This is a genomic window from Alteromonas sp. 5NS40-0096, from assembly GCF_057544385.1.
In genome coordinates, this window is the sequence record NZ_BAAJLQ010000005.1 from 125,281 (window position 1) to 147,420 (window position 22,140).

The following is a 22,140-nucleotide window of genomic DNA, read 5'->3' on the forward strand; positions in this document are numbered from 1 at the left end:
CGTCTATATCAAGGAAAAAAGATGAACGCTCAACCACTTAATGTAAAAGCATTAGGCCTAGCCTTTGCTACCTATTTAATTTCTTCAATTTGTTTGGCAATTGTACTGACTATTTATTGGCAGATGGGGTTAGACATTACTCAATATTCGCAAGAGCAAATCGCGGAAATGTCTGCTAACTCTACTTTTATTGCGAGTGCATCTGCAGTGATTGGAGCGACGCTCGCAATTTTATGTGCTTGCATGGTGACGATTAAAACGGGCAGAGTGGGTTACAAACACGCTTTTTACTTTGGGGTTATACTTGCTTTATACGGTGTCGCAGGGATTTTCATGCACCCAGAGCATCATTGGATTCATCAAATTGCCAAGCTTACTATGCCATTCCCATTATGCTTGTTAGGCGCGTGGTTCGCGATGCTCGGCGCTGAATCCAAGCCTACTAGCGAAGTCCAACCAAATATTTGATTTCTTTTAATACAGGAATTGGCGAACTCAAGGCGGTGAATTTCACCGCCAATCACCATTTGAGTTGAATCTAGACTATTTTTTTAGCCACATATAAAGGCATAGTGAGGCGAGTAGGATTGAGCAAAAAATACTGGATTCCGGCCCTCCTGAACCGCCACTCATGATCTCGCTCCCTGTTGGTAGAGCCTCGAACAATAGTGCAGGTAGGTTCAGATCTAGGCCAGTAATCGGTAAGCCGAATCCCGTTCCAATTAACCAATTCCAGCCGATATGCCAACCGGCTGCGATAGCCAAACTGCCCGTCTTAATGACGAGTGCAGATGCGAACAATGAAAATGAAATAGAGCTAAGAGTTTCGTACCATGGCTGACCTGGACTCCAGTGTAGAAAAGTAAAAACTGCAGTATTAATGGCAACAGCCCAAGTGATTCCGGCTCTTTGCCGGACTGCGGACATCAACCAGCCTCTAAACAAAAATTCTTCTGCGCCTGATTGCACGCCAAAACAAAGAAAAAGTAGTGCGATTTTTGCGAGCGCTGTGGAAGACGTGAACGCAGAAAAAAGCCCATCAATTTTTAGATAACCAAAGGTCCAGATACTAGCAACCAAGAATAATGTCGTTACTATCCCGATAGCAACACCTGTCGCGAGATCTTGCGGCAGCCTATCAGCTTGCAACCCCAGGGTTGATAATTGCCGTTTTTCAATAAGTCTTACCCACGCATAAATCGTCACGAATATTGCGGAAAATGGAACAAGAAGAAATGCTACAAGCCCTGAGTAGCTGCGTGGCTCGCCCATTTCATCCAAAAGTTGGAACTGTTCTAAAATCAGAGAGGTTGAGAGCAAAGGTATGGCTACAAATAAAACGCTTAACAGTGCGGCCAGTGGAGGCCACGGAACCCACCCTATTCGTGGAGTGTTATGCAGTTGTGTCATATCTATTCGGCCACCGTGTACCAATATTGATTAAGGCTTTACTTATAGAACTTTGCATCACAAACGACACAATGGCAATGCTCCTGCTCACTTTTGAGTGACAACAACTTCTGACACTTGTGCAATCTTTAGTGTGATTGAATCGCAGCTTTATGTACTATGTAATCAGATGGAGCAGGCAAGTATGGAAGCCATGAAAAACGTTGAGACCGGCAATTTTTTATTAGTATTACCCAGTCGCGAACACGCCGAAATGTATGAACAATTCTATACCGACGCCGAAGCCTCGAAGATGTATGGCGGGCCTCTAACTCAAGAACAAGCTTGGGCGAGGCTGAAAGCCGATGTGGGCTCTTGGCAACTGCTAGGATTCGGGGTTTGGGTTATCCAATCTAAGGATGATGGCCGATATATTGGAACATGTGGCTTTTGGAAAGGTAAAGCGTGGCCGACTGAACTGACGTGGTGGGTTTTGCCTGAAGCGAGAGGTAGAGGTGTGGCGACACAAGTATCACTCGCAGCCCTCAATGTTGCTTACAATAGCTGGCACTGGGAAGCGGTAGAAACTTACATGAATGATGACAATCATGCTGCCCGGCGTTTAGTGAAAAAACTCGGTGGAGAAAAGGTCAGAAGAATGGCCTTTCCCGACGGGTTAAGTCGCGATATTTATTTACTCCCGAATCCCCAAAGAAACCCAATTTAAACGTGTATCGCATTTGCAATGAAAAGGACGACTTATGGCGAATATTGTTCTCGTATATCACTCAGTTACTGGCACCACTCGACGCCTTGCCGAGTCTATCGCCGATGGGGTTGCCCGTGTTGAAAACGCTAGAGTTCAACTAGTTGAAATCAACCCTAGAGACATTATCGAGGGGCGCTATGTGAATCAAAGCGTTTTAGAACTTGTCGAAAAAGCGGATGCCGTGGTATTTGGCTCTCCAACATTTATGGGGTGTGTTTCTGCACAGTTTAAAGCGTTTGCCGATGCGTCAGGGGAAATATGGGCACATCAAGGGTGGGCTAACAAGTTAGCTGGTGGCTTTACCATAGGGTCAAATCTTAGTGGTGACCAGTTAAACACCATACAGTACATGCAAATATTCGCTAACCAGCACGGTATGATATGGGCGGGCTTAGACCTCCCAGGTAACTGTGACGCGAAGGGCAGGAACCGGCTAGGTGCACAATCAGGACTTATTGCGCATTCAGTAGATGGCGTCTTGCATAATGTCGATTTGGAAACCGCTGAATATTTAGGCGCGAGAATCGCGACGCTCGCCGCACGTTTTACTGACCGTGAATCGGCAAGTGATGTTTGAGAAATAGATTGTCAGAATTGATGCCTGCCACAAAGTACATACTGAACGAGAAAGGAACTCACATTTGAGTATTGAGCAAGACTATCAACACAAAATCGACGTTAAATTAAACCAACAAAATGCGTTAAAAGCGGCATTACTATTACCGTTATGGAGTGTTTTGATTCTCTTGGCTTGGTACGTTTCGTTTCAAATTGAAGCTCGCTTTGCTCCCGTGTTTCTAACGGTTAGTGGCATCGTTGTTGGTTTGCTTGTTCGACTTCACGGCAGAGGTATTACGCGATTGTTTTCTGGCGTTGCTTTTATTGTACATATGCTAATCGTCGTCGCTGCTTTCGCATTGGATATGGGACTGGCTGCGGGGCAGAGTCTCTTAGCTGCAATACTCCTGGGGCTTTATTGTGGCGGTGCGTGGTGTGCCATGTATCTTGCTCGTCGCAACGTACCGATGCTGGAGCAACGCGCTTTATTTCAATTGACTAAAATGTCAGTTCACTCTAGCCAGACAAAGTGGCAAAACCGGTGGTTTTTCGTATTGCCTAGCGTATTTTTACTTACTATTTTATTGCTCTCTGTCAGTGTTGTAGCCCTGCATACAGTCGATCAATATCGTTTCATTGATAACGAAATGGCACAACGGGAGAGTGTGTCAAATCAATTTGAAAGTAAAGCGATTGATGTCACACCAACTAGCCTCGATGAGATGTCGACTGAAGATGCGCTGCTTCACGTTTATGCCTACCAAACAGGTTGGCTACCAAACAAGTATGGAGAGCTAATTGAAAGCTATCCTCGCTCGTCATACAAAGCGAAAACCATACTCAAATATCTGATCAAAAAAAGAAACAATAGTAGAGCTAAATTTATCTTGGGAATCTTAGAAGAAGGACAAAACTACCCGCTGATAAAAGACGCCTCAGAGGAGGGCGATGAGTATGCGAAGCTTTATCTCGCGGTAGATTATGGCTGTGATTCTAACGCAGACAGAGCAACGCTAATGTTGCAGCATTTACAAAAAACAGTACAAGAGCCCCTAATCAAAAGGGATATCCAAGCCGTTTTGTTTCAGGGAATGCAGGCTTATTGCCAGCAGCCTACAACGAACGAACTTTCCATCTATCACGTCATTACCAAGTAATGTTTTTCATTTTTCTCGACACCGTCTGTAATAAATCTTGATAGGCAATGACTAGTACGAATAACCAAGGTTGTTCTGATGCGTTTCAGCAGGAAGCAACCTCATTTCGAATCTAGTAGAGAATATTGAGGAATAGTAATGGAAAAAATTAGCCAATTGTTTGAGCAAACCAGTGGACCATTTCTAGCGATACTGGTTGTATCGGTTGTGGCTTTGTGGTTTTTGCCTGTTTTAGTTGCCGTATTTTTTAATCCTAAACACGTTAAGCATATTGCCATTGCATGCGTGCCAGCCGGGTTTTCAGTAATCGCATGGTGCGCCGTAATGGTCTGGGCATTCACTGGGAAGGTGGTAGACAAGTATAAGGATAAACTGGCAACAAACTAGGTCAACACGCCCTAGTACCTATTTTGCCAGCTGGCTCGGTGCACAAAGGCAATAGGTTTATCCTGGCACGATATCCAATGCAACGGTTAGCCGTGGTTTCCCCTGATTAAAGCCAACGGTACCGTGCCACATGTATGAAGGGAACATGGCGAGATGGCCTGATTTGGGCTCTATAAACATTTCTGCATCGAGCTTAGGTTGTGTTATTGAACCGGGCTCGCCTAATGCCAACCAACCCGCCTTATCATTACCTACTTCGTTTTCAGCTGGCCTAATATGACAGGCCGCCGACAACCAGCCTTCTTGATGCACATGATTGACATGATAGCCGCCAGGAGGCAACAACACCGACCATGCGGGAAGCGGGGTAAACTTTCCCGTATTGCGTAACGTCATCGGATTTTTGTTACCTGAGAGGGCGTTGACATACTCGTTTACCGGTTGTGCCATTGCTTCTGAAAATGCTTGAATTGCCGGCTTTTGGATTCGTGCAATTGAAGGGATTTGACTTCCATTTCTAACTGATAAAAAGAATGGATGTTGCACGAACTTATGCTGTTCTTCTAATTCGGCCTCCAGATCGCTGATATAACCCGATAGAGAAGACCACCCCTTTGGCACGCCTAATGGCAAGTATTTTACCAATGATGTGTAGTCGTACAGTAACGGGTAACGGTCGTCTCCCAGTAAGCGATAGGCTGTAGCTTGCAGTGCAATCAAGTGCTGGTTATTCGGCGACGTTTTCAGGAATCGTTCAACTATTGCTAATACGGCGTCGGCTTGGCCCATCGCAAGATGGCAATTGCAGGCATTAATCGCATTGTCTAATTCTTGGGGAAACGCCTTGGTCGCCAGCAGACTCAGCTGCAACGCAAGCTCAAATTTCTCGTTTTTCAGCGCGGCCTTACTCAAAAAATAGGCGAGTCGCGGGTGGTGGCCCGAGCTGGCATAGGCTTGATTTAACAAATCAAACTGTTGTGAAGCATCTCCCATCTGACCTATCACTTCAGCGTACATGACGTGAATGTCACTGATACTGGTTTGTATTTTTAGGGCTTCATGAAACAAGCTCAGTGCCGCATTGAGATCGCCATTTACCATCCAATGTAACTGTGCGTATTCCATTTGTACGTTGGCGTTATTTGGAGCGCGTGTCAGGCCCTGCTTGTAGGCTTCTAGCGCGTCTTTGAATCTAGATAAGTGGCCCAGAGAGCGGGCATAAACTAACCAAGACTCAGGTGCATTTAAACCTTTAGAAAACGCATTCTTTAGGACTTTGACCACTTCTTTGTGTTGGCCAACATCACCCAGTGCAGCCGCCAGATTATGCATACTAATGGTGTCATTGGCATTGGTGTTGAGATGTTTCCGATAAGCCGCAATTGCGCCGATGTTGTCACCAGCCGCTCTCAATTTTCCAGCATGCGTTGCGTAATCGGTTGTTAACACCATTGTCCGAAGCCTTCTTTAAGTCGTGATAGGCCCTCTACTTTTTTCGGGGCCCTTAACACTGCATTTTTCATGACTTAGAGGCATAAAACAAGCCTTATCCCATCGGAATAAGGCGAAAAGGTGAGGTACATCAATTGAATGAACAAGGTGATATCAAGGAGGTTATTGTAGGCCTCGTTGCGTTTGTAGGTACGTCGCAAAACTGCCCAGCCAGTGGCTCCCCATGTAATGCATGTCGCCCAGTACCGCGTCTAGCCCAGCTTTTCTATGTGCTTCAATCGCGCGTTTCAGTGGTAAAATTCTGGCATCGTTGCTTGGTAAGCCATTAACGATACCCTCTAACATCCAAGCTCGGCTCGTATTTAAGCCATCAAGGTGAGCGAGTTTTCCATCGCTTTTGTCCGTGACTACGGCTGGTACAAGCCAATCTTGCTTGGTATTGCCTGTCAACGTTGGGAAAAAGTCAGTTAACCATGCGGAGAATTCATGCGGGTTCATTACTCGGCGCATCAGATCGGCTTCCGCCACACAAGGCGAGAGAAAATCTTGGCCCGATGGTTCATACGCGAGTGGGCAGTGTTTATCATTCACATACAGCGCTCTTACTTTGTTGGTTAACAAAGTTTCGAAAGCTTTGTCTTCTGATATACGGCTCCAATCTAACATTAAACCAAATGCAAATGCGGTTTGGCTGTGCTCACCCGTTCGGATCGGGAAGCTTAGTTTAGGTAGCCAATCACTGATGTTACTAACCGCTTGCTGTTCTAAAGGAAGTAAATTATTCAACCAGACTTTGGCTTGCTCAACGTTTGACTGTCGCAGTTCTGCTGTGAGTTGTAACAGCCAGGCTATGCCATAAGGACGTTCAAATGACGCCATGCCGGGACGCTGATAATTGGCTAGCTCGGCCTCTATATTCTGTTTGCTTAAACTTTGGTTGAGCTTTTCAATAATCAATGCACGGTCAACTTTGTCTGGGCTGGTGTTGAGCATGCGGACTAATAGCCAATGGCCATGAACGGAGGAATGCCAGTCAAAGCAGCCATAAAAAGCGGGGTAGAGGTCTCGTGGTGGTTTTAAGTCGTCGTCACTATTCATGTAGTGAGCGATTTTATTGCTGTACTCTTTGTGTATGCACCCGAGTGCCAATTGAGAAAATACGTCTTCGTAACTAGCAGAGAGAGTTGGGCTGTCAGCCAATACAGCAGGACTCAGGAGTACCGATAAGGAAGCCAACAGGCGTACTTTTTTCATTATTGTTGTTCGCGATAGCCTAAAGGGCCACCACCTTATCACCTGAATATGGCGATGAGTAGAGCCGTGCGATAATGTGCACGGCGAATAAGATTAGAATGACATCAACTCACCAATGAGTAATAGGCCCCAGTAGCTTAGCTTTGAATTGGCCATTTTCTTGATAGCGCATAACATCTCCAGACAATACTCCCTGACTTTGTGACATGACAGGAGACATTAACAATCGAATATGCGGGAAGGTCATTGTGGCTATGGCGCGGTCTTTGGGTAGCCATTCTGCGTTTTCAATATTGTCCGGTAAGGTGACAGAACCAGATGCGACTTTGGCAGTGTAGAAATGCCTAAGTGATAATACTTTTTGTTCTTTGTCTCTGAGAGTAAATACGCCTTTTAACTGGATGTCCTTGATGGTAACTCCGTGAGTGAGAGCGAGATCTCTTAATCCTTGTTCGATGCTTTTATCTTGAGTTTGATACCAGCCAGGCGTTACCCAAAAATCCCTATCTTTTATTTTGACGACTAACACATCGCCTTGGTCATTTTGCAAAATTAGCCTGTGAAAGTTACTGATGTTGTCTTGGGCATTGGCAGCCCAAGAGATAAAAAATAACGCAGCGACAAAGTAGCGCATAATGTTGAGCCTATTGTGTTTTTTTCCAATTCTTACCACTTAGGAGCGAAATGTAAAAACATAAGGTGGATGAAAATGTAAGCAAGTTTTTCTCTTGCCGCTACCGAGTTTTCACACTAACCATTACGGCGTGGGTGGATTTGTGTTGGTATTGCGCTCGGCCAATGACGAGGAAAACAAGCGTTGTTGTGAGTAAGGCGATTATGGGCATCAGTTGTGCCGGCCGGAGGTAAGTGATCAACGGTTCGTATGCCATCAACAGAGCTTGAAGTGGTCTTTGGAAGATGTCGCAGTGTGGTGCGAGCTAACTGGCACTTGCTGTCTCGTTTGAGTGCGCTCTCGAAATAATGGCGTGCACGCTGACAATTTCCCTTTTTAAGCTGGCGCTGCCCTTGTTTTACATACCAACTTGATGAGCTTTCTATCCATTGGCTGCAAACAAATAGAAAAAACAGAATGACAAAAGGCGACTGGAGTATTTGCTGGATAAGGTCGTTACACATGAAATGTCTAATTTAAGATAAGAAAAAAAGCCTGGCTGTGAACCGACCAGGCTTTGCTACCATTTGCGTCTACATTACTGAGATACGCGTACGGTAAACCCGCTACTTCTACCCGTGGATACAGTCCAGTTGTCAAATTGCGCATTCGTTGCCGAGATTGCGCCACTCCTTACTGCACCGTTGTGGGTTAAATCATAGCCACCAGTGTCACTGGCAACGTCCAAATTAAATGGATTGGCATCTGACATAAAGAAGGCGGAGCCATTGTCGTCAGCGTCCACAACACCATCGTTATTCGTGTCGCCATCTAAGAAGCCGTTGAGGGCATTCGGGTCAGCAATCAGGCCATTGCTGATGCCACGAATATTGTTGAGATACCAACTAGCCGTGAAGTCATTCCCACGCTCTGCCATTTCACCAGTGAAGACAATGCCATTGTTCGCACCATTGTAATAAACCAGACCGTTGCCATTTGAATTGTTCGCGGCGATGGTACCAGCAGGGAAACCAACGGCATCATCTCTAACAATACCGAACTGGCCATTTGGACCTGCTTCATTGGCACAATGTACACCATCAAGATAGTTCGGACCGGGAACCGTGGTATCAATCGCACTGAGATCTGCGCCATCGTCGGCTTCGAAACAGCCATTTCTGAAGTTGGCTATCAGCACGTTGGCCATGCGAATTTGGTCGGTATTATCCGCAAACAAAATACCAAATTCATTGTCCGCGTCGCCAGCAACGAGACTTTGGTTGTCTCTGCCGACCAATGTGACATTGACAAATCTAGGGTTAGAATCACCTGCAGTAGTTTCGGATGCATAGATACCTGAACGGCCGGTTGAACCATCAGAATCGCGATTGTGAATCACCATGAGGTCTTTGACTAAGCCGCTAAAATCGCGATACCAAAAGCCGTCACGTTGCGCACCAGTGGCAAGTAACCAAGACATGCGGGGATCGCCATTGAGTACGTGGAAACCGTCACGGGCAGAATTGTGAGATTGCACAAAGGTCAATGTGGTATCGGCGTCAACACCGTTCAATACGATGTTGTCTTGGTAGTTAGCAGTGACACCATCGATAGTCACGCTCACTTGAGCGCCAGCCTCTGCAACAACGACATAATCTAAACGGTTTTCACCTTGTGTACCTGACATCGTCGGTAAGCCGTTGAAGCCGCGAAGGAATACGCCACCCCATTCGCCATAACCGTCAATGCCGGCATCGTCAGAGGTAAAACGCACTGGTCTCGCCCCCGTACCTTGGGCATCAATGGCGGAACCGGGCCAAACAACGAGGTAGTCTGTAGTATCCACATTGTCGCCGCTGATTCGCGTGCCCGCTTCGATGGTGAGAGTTGCCGTATTCGCGTTGTTTCCAACTTGGAAGCCGCCTTCTAATTGCCAGTCAATATCACTCGTCAATTCGCCATCGGCGGTCATAACGCCGGAGATTTCACAGACATTTCGGCCTGCATATTTATCGAGCGCAGAAACCGAGGCACCGCCAACATCAGCTGGGCAAACCGAAGTCCCTTGCAAGTTGGCATTTTGTTGAACGGCATAGCCTTCATCACTGCCAGTGGCAACGGTCCAATTATCAAATTGTGCAGCGTTATCTGGATTACCACTTCGAGATGCGCCGATATGCGTGAGATCGTAACCTCCTGTATCTGAGGCGACATCGAGATTGAATGGGTTGGCATCAGACATGAAGAATGCTGAGCCGTTGTCGTCACCATTTACAACGCCATCTTGGTTGGTATCGCCATCTAAAAAGGCATTAAGTGACGTAGAGTCGGCTGCTAAGCCATTGGGGATGCCTCCGATGTTGCTCAGGTACCACCCAGCGGTAAAGGCAGATGAGCGGTCAGCAATTTCACCCGTAAAGGTAATGCCGTGAGCGGCTCCATTGTAATACACTAAACCATTCGCATTGATACTGTTGTTAGTCGCTATGGTTCCATCAGGGAAGCCAACAGCGTCGTCTGCAACGACACCAAAGTTACCATTTGGCCCAGCTTCATTTGCACAGTGCACACCATCTAAATAAGTGGGGCCTGGCACATTGTCGTTAATTTGCGAAAGGTCCGCGCCATCGTTCGCTAAGAAACAGCCGTTTCTGAAGTTCGCAATTACAACATTTGCCATTCGGATTTGGTCTGTGTTGTCTGCGAACAGGATGCCAAATTCAGCGTCATCTGCGCCAGCGCTAACACTCGCACCGTCACGCCCCACCAATGTGGCGTTGACGATTCTCGGGTTGGAATCTCCTGCTTCTGTCTCTGAAGCGTAAATACCAGAACGACCAGACTCTGGGTTGTGAATGACCATTAAATCTTTAATCACACCGCTGAAATCTCGATACCATACGCCATCTCGGGTGGCGCCGGTCGACAGTAACCAAGACATTCTTGGATCGCCATTCAAAATATGAAAACCATCTCGGGCTGAATTATGAGATTGAACAAAGGTTAGTGTGGTAGAGGCGTCGACACCGTTGAGAACAATGTTGTCCTGATAGGTAGCAGTGCTGCCATCAATGGTAACTTCTACCGAAGCGCCTGCTTCAGCGACAACGACGTAGTCAAGGCGGTTTTCTCCTTGGGTACCCGTTAGGTTGGTTAAACCATTGAACCCACGCAGAAATAAGCCTCCCCATTCACCCGAGCCTTCAACGCCATCATCGTCTGATAAAAAGTGAATAGGCTGAGCCCCTGTTCCGTTTGCTTGTAACGCAGAGCCCGGCCATACGACTAAGTGATCGGCGTTGTTACCACGAATTTGGGTGTCGGCATCGATACTGAGCACAGCGGTATTATCATTGTTGCCAACCTGTAGGCCGCCTTCCAAAAACCAAGTTACGCCAGCGGTTAGGGTGGCGTCTTGAGTTAAAACGCCTCCAATTTGGCATTGATCGTTCCCCAAATCTTCAGGTGTGAGGTTACCCACCGCAGGACAGTTGTTGGTTGCAACTGGCGGTTGTACAGTAGGTTCTTCTACAACGGGGTCATTGTCACTGCCACATGCAGTCAAAACTGCGATAGTGAAGCAAGATAAAGCGAAATGTTTGGTGCGTCGTTCTAACATTCTATTCTCTCCAATGGACTGAGTTAGTGACTGCTAAGATGAAGTGGTGTGAAGATAAGGTTCAAAACAAAAAAATTTTTTTTAAATTGAACCTGTCTGTTGAGTGAAGGTGTCTTAGTGCTACAAAAGGTAATTGGGTTTATGACATTGAAAGCAGCAGCTGAAGAAGACATTGCCGTTCGCCGAGATTTAATCTGGTTAGAACAAATTGCGCAAAACAGGGACAAACGTGCAATGGAGTCAATGTATCAAGCGTATCAATCTCGATTGATTCCGTTTCTCCATCGCATGACTCAGGACTCTGGGTTAGTAGAGGAAGTCTACAACGATGTGATGTTGACAGTTTGGAATAAGGCGTCCCAGTTCAAAGGCGACTCAAAGGTGTCTAGCTGGATTTTTGCCATTACGTATAGGGCGTGTCTGAAGTTGTTACAGAAGCAGAAGACTCGGCGTGGACTTTTTGAAATATTCAAGCAGAACACGCTGGATGAAATGGAGCATGAACAACGGGATTCTGCTGATAATAGTCAATTAGAGGCGGCGATTCGCGCATTGCCAGCGAAGCAAAAGTTGGTCATTGAGATGAGCTACTTTCAGGGCTATTCTGTGGAAGAAATAAGTCAAATAGCTGATTGCCCATTGAATACCGTAAAAACCCGATTACATCATGCGAGAAACAAAATTCGCGTAATATTGACCGAGCAGCAGTAGGAGTGAGCATGAATCATCTCGATAAAGAAGGTTTAATCGCCGATTATTTAAATGGGCAGCTAAACGATGATGAAATGGCGCAAGTGGAAGATTGCATTCGCAACGATCCTGAGTTCGCTGCGAATATGCAAAGTGCCAAAATGTTGCAAACTGCACTGAAAGCCCGTGGCGACAATACAACACAACCTGACTTCGAGGCGTTTAGCAAACGTTTGGACCGCAAGCCCTGGTATGCCAAATGGTATAACTGGGCGCCGGTGCCCGCGGCGGCATTGGCGGTTTTTGTCATCGTTACGCCATCGACTCAGGTCAATGAGTTTGAAACGCTAACCGATACCAATCAAGTCTATACGCAACCCGCGGTTAGGTTAGTTGCTGATTCTCAGTCGAATTTGGACGCATTGATCAGCGAGTATCAGTTATCCGTTATCAAACGTTATCCCGGCGTGAATGCCGTTGATGTTACTCATTCCAGTAACTTGTCAGAAACTATTAAGCAACTGGAAGCGGACTCCCGAACTGTTTTGATTAAACCGCTGGGCGATTAATATGTGCTCTCATTTTGTTAAGTTCATTGGCGTTACACTCCTTGCTATATGGTTGCCACTGGGCTGTGCTTCTTTTGCGCCACAAGTGCAATTGAATACCTTAACCGAACCGCTTCTTGTGGTAATTGATGACCCAAGAAGCGAGCGACAAAGACGAGAAGCCGCGGGTAACCATTACAATGCATTGTTCGATTATTCGAGCGACCCATTATTGGCACGTGTGACCCGAGAAATTGCGAATGATTACAATCTCACATTGTCTGAACAATGGCCTATCAATAGTTTAGGGGTGTTGTGCTTTGTCATCGAAAGCCCGAGTACCGACGTCTTGAACACGTTAAAGCGGGATGAACGGGTAAAGTGGATACAGCCTTTTAACCATTACGATGTAAAAGGCGAACTACAAAGCCTGCCGAAAGCAACGGATGCAAACGTACCAAATCGTAAACAGTTTCAAGAACCTGCTTCCAGTGATGGGAAAGGTATAAATATTGTTGTGATAGACACCGGCATGGACTACGACCATCCGGCGCTACAAAATTCGAAACTGCGTTATCAAGACTTTGTCTCCCAGCGCGGCGGTGGTCGCAACGAAGCCCATGGTACCGCCGTGGTTGGCTTAATTGCGGCCAAACGTATGAACGGACAAGGCGTGCCTAATTTCAGTGGGTTTGCTCCTGAAGCGTCAATTCATCACTTCCGCGGCTGTTGGCAAGACGACCATGGCAAGGGGCGATGTAATACGCTGACGCTGGCATTAGCGCTAGATGCAGCAGTGGCAGTGAAGCCTGACCTTATCAATTTGAGTTTGTCTGGGCCACGAGATGTCATCCTTGAAAAGCTCGTACAACGGCTTATTAATGAGGGGGGCGTTGTGATTACCGCCTTTGATGAAAAACGAGCATACGATGAACGTTTTCCCACGGCACAGAATGGTGTCTTTTTTGCGTATGGTATCAGTGATGCTTTGCCAAGCAATATTCCAGAATATTCTTTACTTGCGCCTGCCAATGCGCTGTCTTTAGCACCTAATGGCCAATATGATGTTTTTACGGGCCACTCCATTGCGACGCCACACTTAACGGCTTTGGCTGCGAAATACATGGGCGATAACCCTGATTCTTCTCATGACGATATGGTAATGCACTTAAAACAATGGTTAACTGACAGGTATCCCAATTATCAGTGAGTCACGTAACCATTCATGTGGTCTTTTTTGTGTCGATATGTCGTCGTTGCCACAATGGCGTTTTTCAGTGTGAACAGCCTGGCCTCAGAGGCACTCAGCGTCTACCTAAAAGCGTCGACCGACACTATCTATCACGGTTTAAGTGAAACCGCTGGCGAACCCAGTATTGGTATTAATGCAGAGTGGCAAGCCTCTGAACTACTTGTATTTGGGCTTTATGCATCGGAGGGGCGTGTTGACGGAATACGTCAAAGGCACCGAGCATTGACGCCTTATATTGGGCTTGAAATGGCGCTAGATGAGGACTGGTTTGCAGGTACTTACGTGCAGTCTCGACGTTTTTTCGACGGTGCTCGAGAATGGGACTTCGAAGAATTCAGTCTCACGGCATCTCATCAAAGTGGCCTGAGCGTTCGCCTCGATTACTCGCCAGATTATTACGCATCTGATTTATCATCTATGAGCATTGAAGTTCAATATCAAGAAGTATTCTCTGAGCCTTTTTACTATTCGTTGGGCACGGGTTATTTTGATTTGGACAGCCAGTTGGATTACCAGCATGCCAATCTTAAACTCGGTGCAAGGTACAAAAACTATACGGCAAGCTTGGGTTATCACTGGGTGAGTGAGACTTTGCGTCCTACACCTGTTGGCCCGATTGAGTCACCTAGATTCGTCTTCGAAATCATTTGTAAGTGCTTTTAAATTTTTTACCACTGCATCTTTATCACATCGCTTTCTGCACTAAGAGACTCTACTAGCATTACTTTTTTGAGCGCAGCATCAATGTCGAAATGCAGGCGGAATCGGTTGTCTCCGATAGACCAGCACTGTTCTGCTGGCGTGCCACTCATCTCAGTCAATGATATATGACATAAAAACGCTTCTGGCATCTGATACTTGGTGTGGAATATACCGGTTGGTGTGACTTTCCAGCGATTGGGGTTGGCCGACGTCACCTGTCCCAACGTTCGAATTTGCTGCCACTGGCCTTCCTGATGGCCCAACAACACGAGTTGATGGTGGGGAGTAATCCCGACCGCCCGTTCGTCTTGCCCTGGCAGTAATGCGAATGCAATTAGGCCATCGATGATTGGCGATGCGGTATTTGTCGCTAGATGATATTTGACGATAGCGGCTTGATTTGCCGTTTTCTGTGCGACGAACACATGTTCGCTGTTAGGGTGCCAAGTGGGGTTGGCAAATTGTTCCAGGGCATTTGTAACAAATTCAACGTCAATGGCTGCAGGATTGGTTAATGAGGCGCGAAACATTCTGCCGGCTGACATTCCAACAAGTTGCTCACCATTTGGCGCTACTACGACAGCGCTTAGTGGTAAAGTCGCATCCATGTATGCGACATCTTGCAATTGATTTTGGCGCGCAAATCGCTGGAAAGTGAGCATGCGATTTTCGAGCGTAACAAACAGTAAATCACCATCATCACCGATATATTGAGGAAAGTCCTGTGCGCCTGCACGCCTTAATAATCGGCCACTGTTGAGAATGGGTACGCCATTGTCTGGTGATGCAAGTGATTGTAACGACGCCAGTGGGGTTTCTTGTAAGTCTAAAAAGTTGCCGTTGTGTTGGCGTAGGAAATAACACTGCTCATCACAGGCTGCAAACAAATCTAGGCTATTCTCTGGTAGCTTCGGGAGGGCTGATAACGATGCACTTTCGAGATCAAAGCGAATGTGGTCGCCGTAAAAGTTACTCATAGCCACAGTGCCACCGCTAGGTGTCCAAACTAGTCTATTAGGGACAAATGGCAATACGGCTTTGGCAACCAAGTTACCTGTGCCAAGTGACGTAATCAGTAAGCTTGCTTCCTGTGATACTTCCTCTCGAAGAATAGCCAGAAGGTCATTCTTTGGCGACAAACTCGCTTTGTAATCTCCTCTACCAGCGACGTTAGGGTTGGTGAGAGGTGTGACTTCACCAGTTGAGAAATTGAAGGCAAAGATACGATGTTGTTTGTTGGGGCGCATGTTCTCAGCTAATATCAGCCCGCTGTCGTCCTCCAGCCAGCCGATAGCGTATTTGTCTTGCAAGCCTTCAGCTTCGAGTGTTTCTAGTTGTTCAATTTCCCCAGCCGGATTGAAGTGTGCGATATGCAGCGTGTCCCTTTGATCAATGAGACGCATGAACACCAGTTTCTGCCCGTCCCATGACCAGTAGCTATCTTTGTAATTAGCTTGATCCCAGCTCAATCTGGTGACGACGCCAGTATTTAAGGATTTTAAGTAAAGTTGTTGCGGACTATTGCGTGCGCTTCGATGGATAAACGCCAACAGGTTCTTTTTGGCATTGTAGCTGGCGTCGACTTCTGAGCCTGTTAGTTGCGTCACGCTTTTGATTTGAGCAATGGGGAGTGTCGGCAATGACGATTGGGAGGTAGGCACAAAAATCGCAATAACCGCCAACAATAGTGCAACCGATAGAGTGGCGAAAAGCCCCCATTTTAACCCGGGGCTCATTGTTTTTTTCACATGCTTTTGAGGCGGCCGTGGTACTGGTTCTTGGGTAAAAACCGGAGATAACCATCGATACCCCTGCTTGGGAATTGTCTTTATAAATATTGGGGATCTTGCATCATCGCCCAGTAAATCACGTAATTTCTTGAGTGCGGCCCTCAATGCGTCATCAGTCACAGGGCGCCGATTCCAAACCTCGTCTTCAATAGTTTGCTTGGTGATGAGTTGTGATGGATGGGTGACAAAAAGTCGTAACAGCGCATAGAGTTGGGGCTCTATTCTTATCAATTCGTCGTCTTTATACAAACGTTCACTCGTAATATCTAAACGAAAATTCGCAAAAGTATGTATTGTCGTTCGACTCGTATTTTCATCCATAAATCAGTGGCTTAGTAATGTGACTTTTTGTGACCTAGTCAAGTTTTACACAGAATCACAAGAGATAACAAAAGTTTCGTATTTTTCCATCGCGCTCTGAGATTAACGTTGCACAAAACGCGGTTTAAAAACACTAAAAAGGAGAATACCTTGCATAAAACGTTAACGTTTATCACGGCACTCATTGCTACGCTACTGACTTTTTTTTCTCACGCTCAAGATTCTCCACCCGATGGTCTTGCTAATGACGCTATTTCATTGAAAAGTGTAAATCAGCAGGTAGAGGCTCTTGTTCAAACTCATAAATTGCCGTCGCTGGCCTATTCGATAGTGGAAGGTGATGAAGTGACTTACTATCAGCTCAGCGCCGATAGTGAGCTAAATCAATCAACTTCATCATACCGAATAGCTTCGATAAGTAAGATGGTGGTCGGCATTGCGGTGATGCAGTTGGTAGAGTCGGGTCAGTTGAGCCTAAACGACAAATTGTCCGACTTGCTACCGACACTGTCTTTTGAAAATAAGTGGGAAGCTACTCACCCGTTGACTCTTCTCCATGTGGTAGAGAGCACAACTGGCTGGGATGAAATTCCCCTTGAAGCATTTGCCTTTCGCAACGAGCCGAAGCTACCTTTGGCTCAGGCACTATCATTATTCCCAAACCATCGTGCCTCGAGATGGCCGCCAGGGACTCGACATGCGTATACTAATGTGGCTGCTGCGGTTGCAGCTCTTGTGGTAGAAAACGTCACTAAGATGCCCTTTGAAAAATATGCGCAACAGTATATTTTCGCCCCTCTCAACATTAGCTCTGCTGACTATAGTAACTTCCCGAAAGACGTGAGTTCCGGGTATTCAGTGACGCAAAAAGCAATAGATTACAAACCGATATTACTTAGCCATGCTGGTGGATTATCAATTCGCTTGCAGGATCTCACTGTGATTTTGCAAGCCATGAAAAATCGTTCACCCATTCTACTTTCAGCAGATAGCTACGAGCGTATCGAACACTCATTTGGTACTAATGTAGGCGAGTTTGAAGCTGGATATGGAGTGTTCAATTATGCTCGTTACTATCAAGGCGAACGCTTTCGAGGTCATGATGGTGCCTTCCCTGGGTGGCGCGCTGAGTTGTCGTATTCGCCCAAACACAATATTGGCTTTGTGGTGCTACAAAACAGTGAAAACGACCGCGCCTTTAGAGCGATAGTTAAAGTAATTAGTGATTACTTACTTTCAAAATCGGCCAAAGATATCAGATTGGAATCTGTATTAGACGAAGAGCGTTCACAACTCAACGGCTACTACCGTTATCACAATCCACGCAATCAAAAGCGCTACTTCCTTGAACGCTTGGTGGCAAGCTACTCTTTACGAGTTGATGGCAGCAACGCGAGATTATCAAGCGTTATTCCTCCCGGCTGGGTGAGAGAGCTCCAATACGTGGGCAATGGGCGATGGCAAAACGACAAGGGAGAGGTGGTAATGATAGAAGCGCAGGACCCTATTTTAGGTGAGGTAATGCACTATGGCGATCGCGTTTTCAAGCGAGAATCAGCGATGTCGGCCTTGGTGGATAAGTGTATTGCGGTGCTTTGGTTACTCTTGTTGTTGGTTGGCTTGCCTATCACCATTGTTTGGATGATAAAGTTGGCTCGCGGTCGAATGGCTGAACAAGCGGACCGTCGAATTCGTAAAGCCACTATGTATGCAGTCGCTAATGCGTGGGGGTTCTTACTGCTATTGGCCTTCGGCATGATGGCACCCATCGAAAGGTTAGGGGCGCCCAATGCCATTTCTTTGAGTCTGTTACTACTGAGTTTGGGATTGGTCGTGACGACAGTCTTTGCCGGTTGGCAAACCGCAAAAAATATTAGTACTACAAGAGGTCGGTTTACTAAGTTGTATGTGTGTACTTACTTATTTGTTCAGGTTTTGGTGGTAGGCTATCTAGTTTGGTTTGGTGCTATTGGCATACAAACTTGGTCCTAGTGCAATCACTTCATAGGGAATGTAAATCGGTGGCAGTGTTTTTGTCACCGATTTGCTAAAGTACCGCAACAAGCCGACTAGTAGGTTGTTATCATTCGGAGCGACAGAGCCATGGTAGATTTTACAAAAGGAGTTTGGCTTCATGAGCCCAAAAATCATGAAGTATCAGAGAGAGAAGTGACAATAATTACCGAGCCTTGTACGGATTTTTGGCAGCGCTCGTACTACGGTTTTCGCAATGACAACGCGCCAGTATTGCAACTCAGTTCCAGCGATAATTTTTCTTTTACCACTAAGGTGGAATTTGAATATCAAACGCAATTCGATCAGTGTGGGGTAATGATTTACCTCGACAGTGAAAACTGGTTTAAAGCGTCAATCGAATACGAATGTGCAAGTTTCTCGCGTCTAGGTAGTGTGGTGACAAATCACGGGTATTCGGATTGGGCGACAACGGATATCACTTTGCCTGAATCTATTTGGTATCGGCTTCATCGCCGGGGCCCCGATTTTCTCATCGAAACTTCATTAGATGGGAAAGACTTTAAACAGATGCGCGTCTTCCACTTGCATGTACTTGGTGAAACAACAGCAGAAATGGGTAAAGCTGACCCTCCCATAGCGCCATCCGAACCCGTATCCTTTGGCTTGTATGCCTGTAGCCCTCAAAACGCGTCTTTTACTGCGAAGTTTTCAGACATGAAACTAGAAGCTTGTCTGTGGCCGGCGCATCAAGTTTAAATTGTTGACTAAACTACCTCTCGACTTTTCACGGAGTGTAATGTGAGACCTATTGTATTTGTCTTGATGATCGTATTTTTCCCCTGCGTCGCACAAGAAGCCTTTCAAGTCCCGCGCAGTCAAGTGGTTGAATTAACAGACCCCACAACAAAGCGAGTGTATCCCATTTTCATTAAGGTTCCCCGAACTCACGGGTCCTAAGGTGATAAAACGTACCCCGTGATTTACTTGATGGATGGTTCCTATAGTTTTCAATTGGCATCAGGTGCTACGCGTTTCCCGATGAATAGTGGCGCTATGCAAGAAGCGATTATCGTCGCGGTATCATACGAACGAGGCTCCAGAGGGTCGACTAGCCGCGTACGAGATTACACGCCAACGACTGCCGAGCAGTGGAAAATGGAAACCGGTGGAGCAAGTGCTCATGCAGCGTTGTTGCGGAACGTCGTATTTCCTTACGTAGAGCAACATTATAGAGTCGATAAGACAGCGCGAACATTTGTGGGCAATTCTTTAGGCGGGCTATTTGGCGCTTATATTTTATTCGATGCACCTGACATGTTTAATAGTTATATATTGGGTAGCCCTTCAGTTTGGTTTGATAGTCATAGCATTTTGAACCAGACGACAAAATCAGCGACTACACCAGTAAAAGTTTATGTGGCCGTGGGTGAGTTAGAGCGTCCTGAATTTGGTGAAGGCCAGGACATGGTTGACGGCGCTAGACAATTAGTGAAAAAAATAAAGGCTCAGTCAGGTGATCAAGTCACCCTAATGTTCAACATTATTGCTGGGGCAAAACATACCACGGCGTTCCCAACAACCTTAGTTCAAGGGCTAGATTGGATTTACGCTACTCCTGACTAAATTTCTATAAGCGATTGATTCTAATAATTAACTTTGGGTTTTTGATTTCCATATTAATTGCGGATAAAATTTATCCGTAATTGTGGAGGCGTAATGAAAATTAACAAAGGCGTGGAATGGGCCGCACATACTTGTGCATTGTTAGCGGTAATACCTGCAAATGGTGTACTTGCTCTTGAAACTTTGGCGCAGTTTATTGGGGTTACGCCGCCTTATCTTGCGAAGCAAATGCAAATGCTCAGTCGAGCAAACATTGTTTCAACGAAGCGCGGTGTTGCTGGTGGGTATAAATTAGCCCGTTTACCCGAAACCATAACGCTGTGGGATATCACCGCAGCAATTGAAGGGACTGCACCTAGCTTTCGTTGTACTGAAGTTCGGCAGCAAGGCCCATGTGGCGCATCGTCAGACGAAGTATTTATGCCGTGTAAGATTGCCGCTTCATTTCGTGAAGCAGAAGCGAGTTTTCGCCACTCCTTGGCGCAAGTCAAACTCACCGAAATTGTAGAATCAGTGACGCTAGATGTCAGTGAAGCCCGAAAACAGCAAATTTCATCGTGGCTAAAACAGCATGTCGTCATACCGAAATAGGACGAAAATATGATAGAGAACCTTCTTCCTCAACACCGTTCATTAAATATTTTAGGACGTTTTTTGTTTGTATTTTTGTTTTTACTCTCTGGAGTAACGCATTTTACAAATGTGCCTTATTACCTAGGCTTGATGCCTGACAGCTTTCCTTTTCCACTGTTTTGGATTTACGTTTCGGGTGTCGTTGAACTCGCTGGCGCCTTTATGATCCTATTTAATCGGCAGGCGCGAATGGGCGCTTGGCTTCTGGTGCTGTTCTTGATACCTGTCACTGTTGTGGTTCATGGTTATCAAATGCTAAACGCACAAGACGAAGTAGTAAGAGCCCTACAACAAGCCCATTTCATCAAAGGCTGGGCACTTGTTGGTGCGGCATTGTTGATAACACAAGTCGGGGTGGCGATTAAACGGGACTAATGACCAGTTTGGCAATTCAGTGCTACATAGTACTCTCTCGTAGAGATTGGGCATGACGCACTTTTATGTAGTCGACTAGCTTTTTGATTTGGCTTTGAGCGTGTCGTCTGCCCAAGTAATAGGCGTACATAACACGAGTTCGCGGAGCCAAACCATGTAACACAACGTGTTTAATGTCATCATTGTTCAACATCGACGTAGGCATCATCGCCATGTATTGACCACTTTCGACAGCGTGTAACGCCAATGCGAGATCGTCGACGGTAAGCGCTGCACTAGGTTGAATGAATTTGGGGTTATCTCGCTCATCGACAAACGCCCATTTCACGGCAGGGCGCGAAACAACGCAGGGCAGTGTCATCAACTGTTCTTGGGAAATGGTGGCATGGGTTAAGCCATAACGAGTTACAAAGCTGGAATGGGCGCAAAGCGTGTAGGGGATGTCCCATAAGCGCAGTGCAATTGCCGATGAATCAGCAAGAGGGCCGACCCGAAAGGCCAAATCAATGTCATCTTTTACCAAGTTTTTGTTGCTATTCGATAGCGACAAATCGAGTTGTAAATCAGCGTGAAGTTTGGCGAAATCAATGAGCCATTGCCCGAGGAAATCAAGCCCAGCTCTTACTGGCATGGAGACATTCAGCCGACCTTTGAACATAATCTCGGCATCGATTGCACTGCCAATTGACTGCTTAAGTGTCTCAAAAACGGGATGGCAGTCTAAATAAAGTTCGTGTCCTCGCGGTGTGACTTTGACTTCTCTTGTTGTGCGCTGAAGTAATGACAAACCGAGACTATTTTCTAGCGCGTTTATTCTCCTACTTACAGTGCTATGTGGGATGTTGAGTGAATCTGATGCAGCCTTCAAGCTGCCGTGTTCTACCACTGCACAAAAGAGCTGTAAATCGTCGTATATGCGTTGCATAGCAAATAGTCTTCTCCACTTGAGTGTCATGTCATTATTTCATTTTTGGAATTCTGATGTCCAATCTTGCGTATTTTTAAAAGCAAACGCTTTTCATACACTGCAG

At 46.2% G+C, this 22,140-nt stretch carries 21 protein-coding genes; 14 read left to right on the forward strand and 7 right to left on the reverse strand.

All coding sequences use genetic code 11. From position 1 onward, the window contains the following. Positions 1 to 21: 21 nt before the first annotated feature. Entirely contained in the window at positions 22 to 468 is a 447-nt protein-coding gene (locus AC27G9_RS15555) for a hypothetical protein (protein WP_487075390.1), read from the forward strand. A gap of 75 nt (positions 469 to 543) precedes the next feature. Here AC27G9_RS15555 and AC27G9_RS15560 read toward each other — a convergent pair whose 3' ends face one another. Further along, a complete protein-coding gene (locus AC27G9_RS15560; protein WP_487075391.1) occupies positions 544 to 1,410 on the reverse strand; it encodes a CPBP family intramembrane glutamic endopeptidase in 867 nt (288 codons plus the stop codon). Between the two features lie 184 nt (positions 1,411 to 1,594). On the opposite strand from AC27G9_RS15560, the gene AC27G9_RS15565 reads away from it, so the two are divergent. From AC27G9_RS15565 to AC27G9_RS15580, 4 genes are all read left to right on the forward strand, one after another. Continuing rightward, positions 1,595 to 2,116, forward strand: coding sequence for a GNAT family N-acetyltransferase (locus AC27G9_RS15565; protein WP_487075392.1), 522 nt, complete (start codon positions 1,595 to 1,597; stop codon positions 2,114 to 2,116). Positions 2,117 to 2,150: 34 nt separating this feature from the next. Then, a complete protein-coding gene (locus AC27G9_RS15570) occupies positions 2,151 to 2,735 on the forward strand; it encodes a flavodoxin family protein (RefSeq protein WP_487075393.1) in 585 nt (194 codons plus the stop codon). Between the two features lie 64 nt (positions 2,736 to 2,799). Next, positions 2,800 to 3,873, forward strand: coding sequence for a hypothetical protein (locus AC27G9_RS15575; protein WP_487075394.1), 1,074 nt, complete (start codon positions 2,800 to 2,802; stop codon positions 3,871 to 3,873). 138 nt (positions 3,874 to 4,011) lie between these two features. Beyond that, positions 4,012 to 4,260, forward strand: a complete 249-nt coding sequence (locus AC27G9_RS15580; protein ID WP_487075395.1) for a superinfection immunity protein — start codon at positions 4,012 to 4,014, stop codon at positions 4,258 to 4,260. Positions 4,261 to 4,317: 57 nt separating this feature from the next. Here AC27G9_RS15580 and AC27G9_RS15585 read toward each other — a convergent pair whose 3' ends face one another. The 4 genes from AC27G9_RS15585 to AC27G9_RS15600 all read right to left on the reverse strand — a co-directional run bounded on the left by AC27G9_RS15585 (position 4,318) and on the right by AC27G9_RS15600 (position 11,198). After that, positions 4,318 to 5,712: a 2OG-Fe(II) oxygenase family protein gene (locus tag AC27G9_RS15585; protein ID WP_487075396.1), complete on the reverse strand. Its 1,395-nt coding sequence runs from the start codon at positions 5,710 to 5,712 to the stop codon at positions 4,318 to 4,320. Between the two features lie 162 nt (positions 5,713 to 5,874). After that, positions 5,875 to 6,966 (reverse strand): DUF2891 domain-containing protein, encoded by a 1,092-nt coding sequence (locus AC27G9_RS15590; RefSeq protein WP_487075397.1) that lies wholly within the window; start codon positions 6,964 to 6,966, stop codon positions 5,875 to 5,877. A gap of 109 nt (positions 6,967 to 7,075) precedes the next feature. Next, positions 7,076 to 7,600 carry an NUDIX hydrolase gene (locus AC27G9_RS15595; RefSeq protein WP_487075398.1) on the reverse strand — a complete coding sequence of 175 codons (525 nt, stop codon included), beginning with the start codon at positions 7,598 to 7,600 and terminating at the stop codon, positions 7,076 to 7,078. Positions 7,601 to 8,177: 577 nt separating this feature from the next. Beyond that, positions 8,178 to 11,198: a hypothetical protein gene (locus tag AC27G9_RS15600; protein ID WP_487075399.1), complete on the reverse strand. Its 3,021-nt coding sequence runs from the start codon at positions 11,196 to 11,198 to the stop codon at positions 8,178 to 8,180. A gap of 141 nt (positions 11,199 to 11,339) precedes the next feature. On the opposite strand from AC27G9_RS15600, the gene AC27G9_RS15605 reads away from it, so the two are divergent. The 4 genes from AC27G9_RS15605 to AC27G9_RS15620 are packed head-to-tail and all read left to right on the forward strand — an operon-like array spanning position 11,340 to position 14,351. Beyond that, positions 11,340 to 11,909 carry an RNA polymerase sigma factor gene (locus AC27G9_RS15605; RefSeq protein WP_487075400.1) on the forward strand — a complete coding sequence of 190 codons (570 nt, stop codon included), beginning with the start codon at positions 11,340 to 11,342 and terminating at the stop codon, positions 11,907 to 11,909. 8 nt (positions 11,910 to 11,917) lie between these two features. Next, complete coding sequence (locus tag AC27G9_RS15610) at positions 11,918 to 12,457, forward strand: anti-sigma factor family protein (protein ID WP_487075401.1); 540 nt, start codon at positions 11,918 to 11,920, stop codon at positions 12,455 to 12,457. 1 nt (position 12,458) lies between these two features. Then, a complete protein-coding gene (locus AC27G9_RS15615; protein WP_487075402.1) occupies positions 12,459 to 13,646 on the forward strand; it encodes a S8 family peptidase in 1,188 nt (395 codons plus the stop codon). A gap of 15 nt (positions 13,647 to 13,661) precedes the next feature. Then, positions 13,662 to 14,351 (forward strand): TorF family putative porin, encoded by a 690-nt coding sequence (locus tag AC27G9_RS15620; RefSeq protein WP_487075403.1) that lies wholly within the window; start codon positions 13,662 to 13,664, stop codon positions 14,349 to 14,351. A gap of 5 nt (positions 14,352 to 14,356) precedes the next feature. Here the strand turns inward: AC27G9_RS15620 and AC27G9_RS15625 are convergent, their stop codons facing one another. After that, complete coding sequence (locus AC27G9_RS15625; RefSeq protein WP_487075404.1) at positions 14,357 to 16,501, reverse strand: winged helix-turn-helix domain-containing protein; 2,145 nt, start codon at positions 16,499 to 16,501, stop codon at positions 14,357 to 14,359. A 150-nt stretch (positions 16,502 to 16,651) separates the two neighbouring features. Here AC27G9_RS15625 and AC27G9_RS15630 point away from each other — a divergent pair, with 150 nt between their 5' ends. From AC27G9_RS15630 to AC27G9_RS15650, 5 genes are all read left to right on the forward strand, one after another. Then, on the forward strand, positions 16,652 to 18,493 hold the full coding sequence (locus AC27G9_RS15630) for a serine hydrolase domain-containing protein (protein WP_487075405.1): 1,842 nt from the start codon (positions 16,652 to 16,654) through the stop codon (positions 18,491 to 18,493). Positions 18,494 to 18,604: 111 nt separating this feature from the next. Beyond that, positions 18,605 to 19,234, forward strand: coding sequence for a DUF1349 domain-containing protein (locus AC27G9_RS15635; protein WP_487075406.1), 630 nt, complete (start codon positions 18,605 to 18,607; stop codon positions 19,232 to 19,234). A gap of 219 nt (positions 19,235 to 19,453) precedes the next feature. After that, the gene (locus AC27G9_RS15640; protein ID WP_487075407.1) at positions 19,454 to 20,101 is read left to right on the forward strand and encodes an alpha/beta hydrolase; all 648 of its coding nucleotides are present in this window, start codon (positions 19,454 to 19,456) and stop codon (positions 20,099 to 20,101) included. A gap of 93 nt (positions 20,102 to 20,194) precedes the next feature. Further along, positions 20,195 to 20,692, forward strand: a complete 498-nt coding sequence (locus AC27G9_RS15645) for an RrF2 family transcriptional regulator (protein WP_487075408.1) — start codon at positions 20,195 to 20,197, stop codon at positions 20,690 to 20,692. A 9-nt stretch (positions 20,693 to 20,701) separates the two neighbouring features. Further along, positions 20,702 to 21,109 (forward strand): DoxX family membrane protein, encoded by a 408-nt coding sequence (locus tag AC27G9_RS15650; RefSeq protein ID WP_487075409.1) that lies wholly within the window; start codon positions 20,702 to 20,704, stop codon positions 21,107 to 21,109. Positions 21,110 to 21,131: 22 nt separating this feature from the next. Here the strand turns inward: AC27G9_RS15650 and AC27G9_RS15655 are convergent, their stop codons facing one another. Continuing rightward, entirely contained in the window at positions 21,132 to 22,064 is a 933-nt protein-coding gene (locus AC27G9_RS15655; protein WP_487075410.1) for a LysR family transcriptional regulator, read from the reverse strand. Between the last annotated feature and the right edge of the window lie 76 nt (positions 22,065 to 22,140).

Bases quoted from the DNA above. Each gene is read 5' to 3' on its own strand.
- AC27G9_RS15555 (WP_487075390.1), top strand. From the start codon at position 22: ATGAACGCTCAACCACTTAATGTAAAAGCATTAGGCCTAGCCTTTGCT.
- AC27G9_RS15560 (WP_487075391.1), bottom strand. From the start codon at position 1,410: ATGACACAACTGCATAACACTCCACGAATAGGGTGGGTTCCGTGGCCT.
- AC27G9_RS15565 (WP_487075392.1), top strand. From the start codon at position 1,595: ATGGAAGCCATGAAAAACGTTGAGACCGGCAATTTTTTATTAGTATTA.
- AC27G9_RS15570 (WP_487075393.1), top strand. From the start codon at position 2,151: ATGGCGAATATTGTTCTCGTATATCACTCAGTTACTGGCACCACTCGA.
- AC27G9_RS15580 (WP_487075395.1), top strand. From the start codon at position 4,012: ATGGAAAAAATTAGCCAATTGTTTGAGCAAACCAGTGGACCATTTCTA.
- AC27G9_RS15585 (WP_487075396.1), bottom strand. From the start codon at position 5,712: ATGGTGTTAACAACCGATTACGCAACGCATGCTGGAAAATTGAGAGCG.
- AC27G9_RS15590 (WP_487075397.1), bottom strand. From the start codon at position 6,966: ATGAAAAAAGTACGCCTGTTGGCTTCCTTATCGGTACTCCTGAGTCCT.
- AC27G9_RS15595 (WP_487075398.1), bottom strand. From the start codon at position 7,600: ATGCGCTACTTTGTCGCTGCGTTATTTTTTATCTCTTGGGCTGCCAAT.
- AC27G9_RS15600 (WP_487075399.1), bottom strand. From the start codon at position 11,198: ATGTTAGAACGACGCACCAAACATTTCGCTTTATCTTGCTTCACTATC.
- AC27G9_RS15605 (WP_487075400.1), top strand. From the start codon at position 11,340: ATGACATTGAAAGCAGCAGCTGAAGAAGACATTGCCGTTCGCCGAGAT.
- AC27G9_RS15610 (WP_487075401.1), top strand. From the start codon at position 11,918: ATGAATCATCTCGATAAAGAAGGTTTAATCGCCGATTATTTAAATGGG.
- AC27G9_RS15615 (WP_487075402.1), top strand. From the start codon at position 12,459: ATGTGCTCTCATTTTGTTAAGTTCATTGGCGTTACACTCCTTGCTATA.
- AC27G9_RS15620 (WP_487075403.1), top strand. From the start codon at position 13,662: ATGTGGTCTTTTTTGTGTCGATATGTCGTCGTTGCCACAATGGCGTTT.
- AC27G9_RS15625 (WP_487075404.1), bottom strand. From the start codon at position 16,501: ATGGATGAAAATACGAGTCGAACGACAATACATACTTTTGCGAATTTT.
- AC27G9_RS15635 (WP_487075406.1), top strand. From the start codon at position 18,605: ATGGTAGATTTTACAAAAGGAGTTTGGCTTCATGAGCCCAAAAATCAT.
- AC27G9_RS15645 (WP_487075408.1), top strand. From the start codon at position 20,195: ATGAAAATTAACAAAGGCGTGGAATGGGCCGCACATACTTGTGCATTG.
- AC27G9_RS15650 (WP_487075409.1), top strand. From the start codon at position 20,702: ATGATAGAGAACCTTCTTCCTCAACACCGTTCATTAAATATTTTAGGA.
- AC27G9_RS15655 (WP_487075410.1), bottom strand. From the start codon at position 22,064: ATGACACTCAAGTGGAGAAGACTATTTGCTATGCAACGCATATACGAC.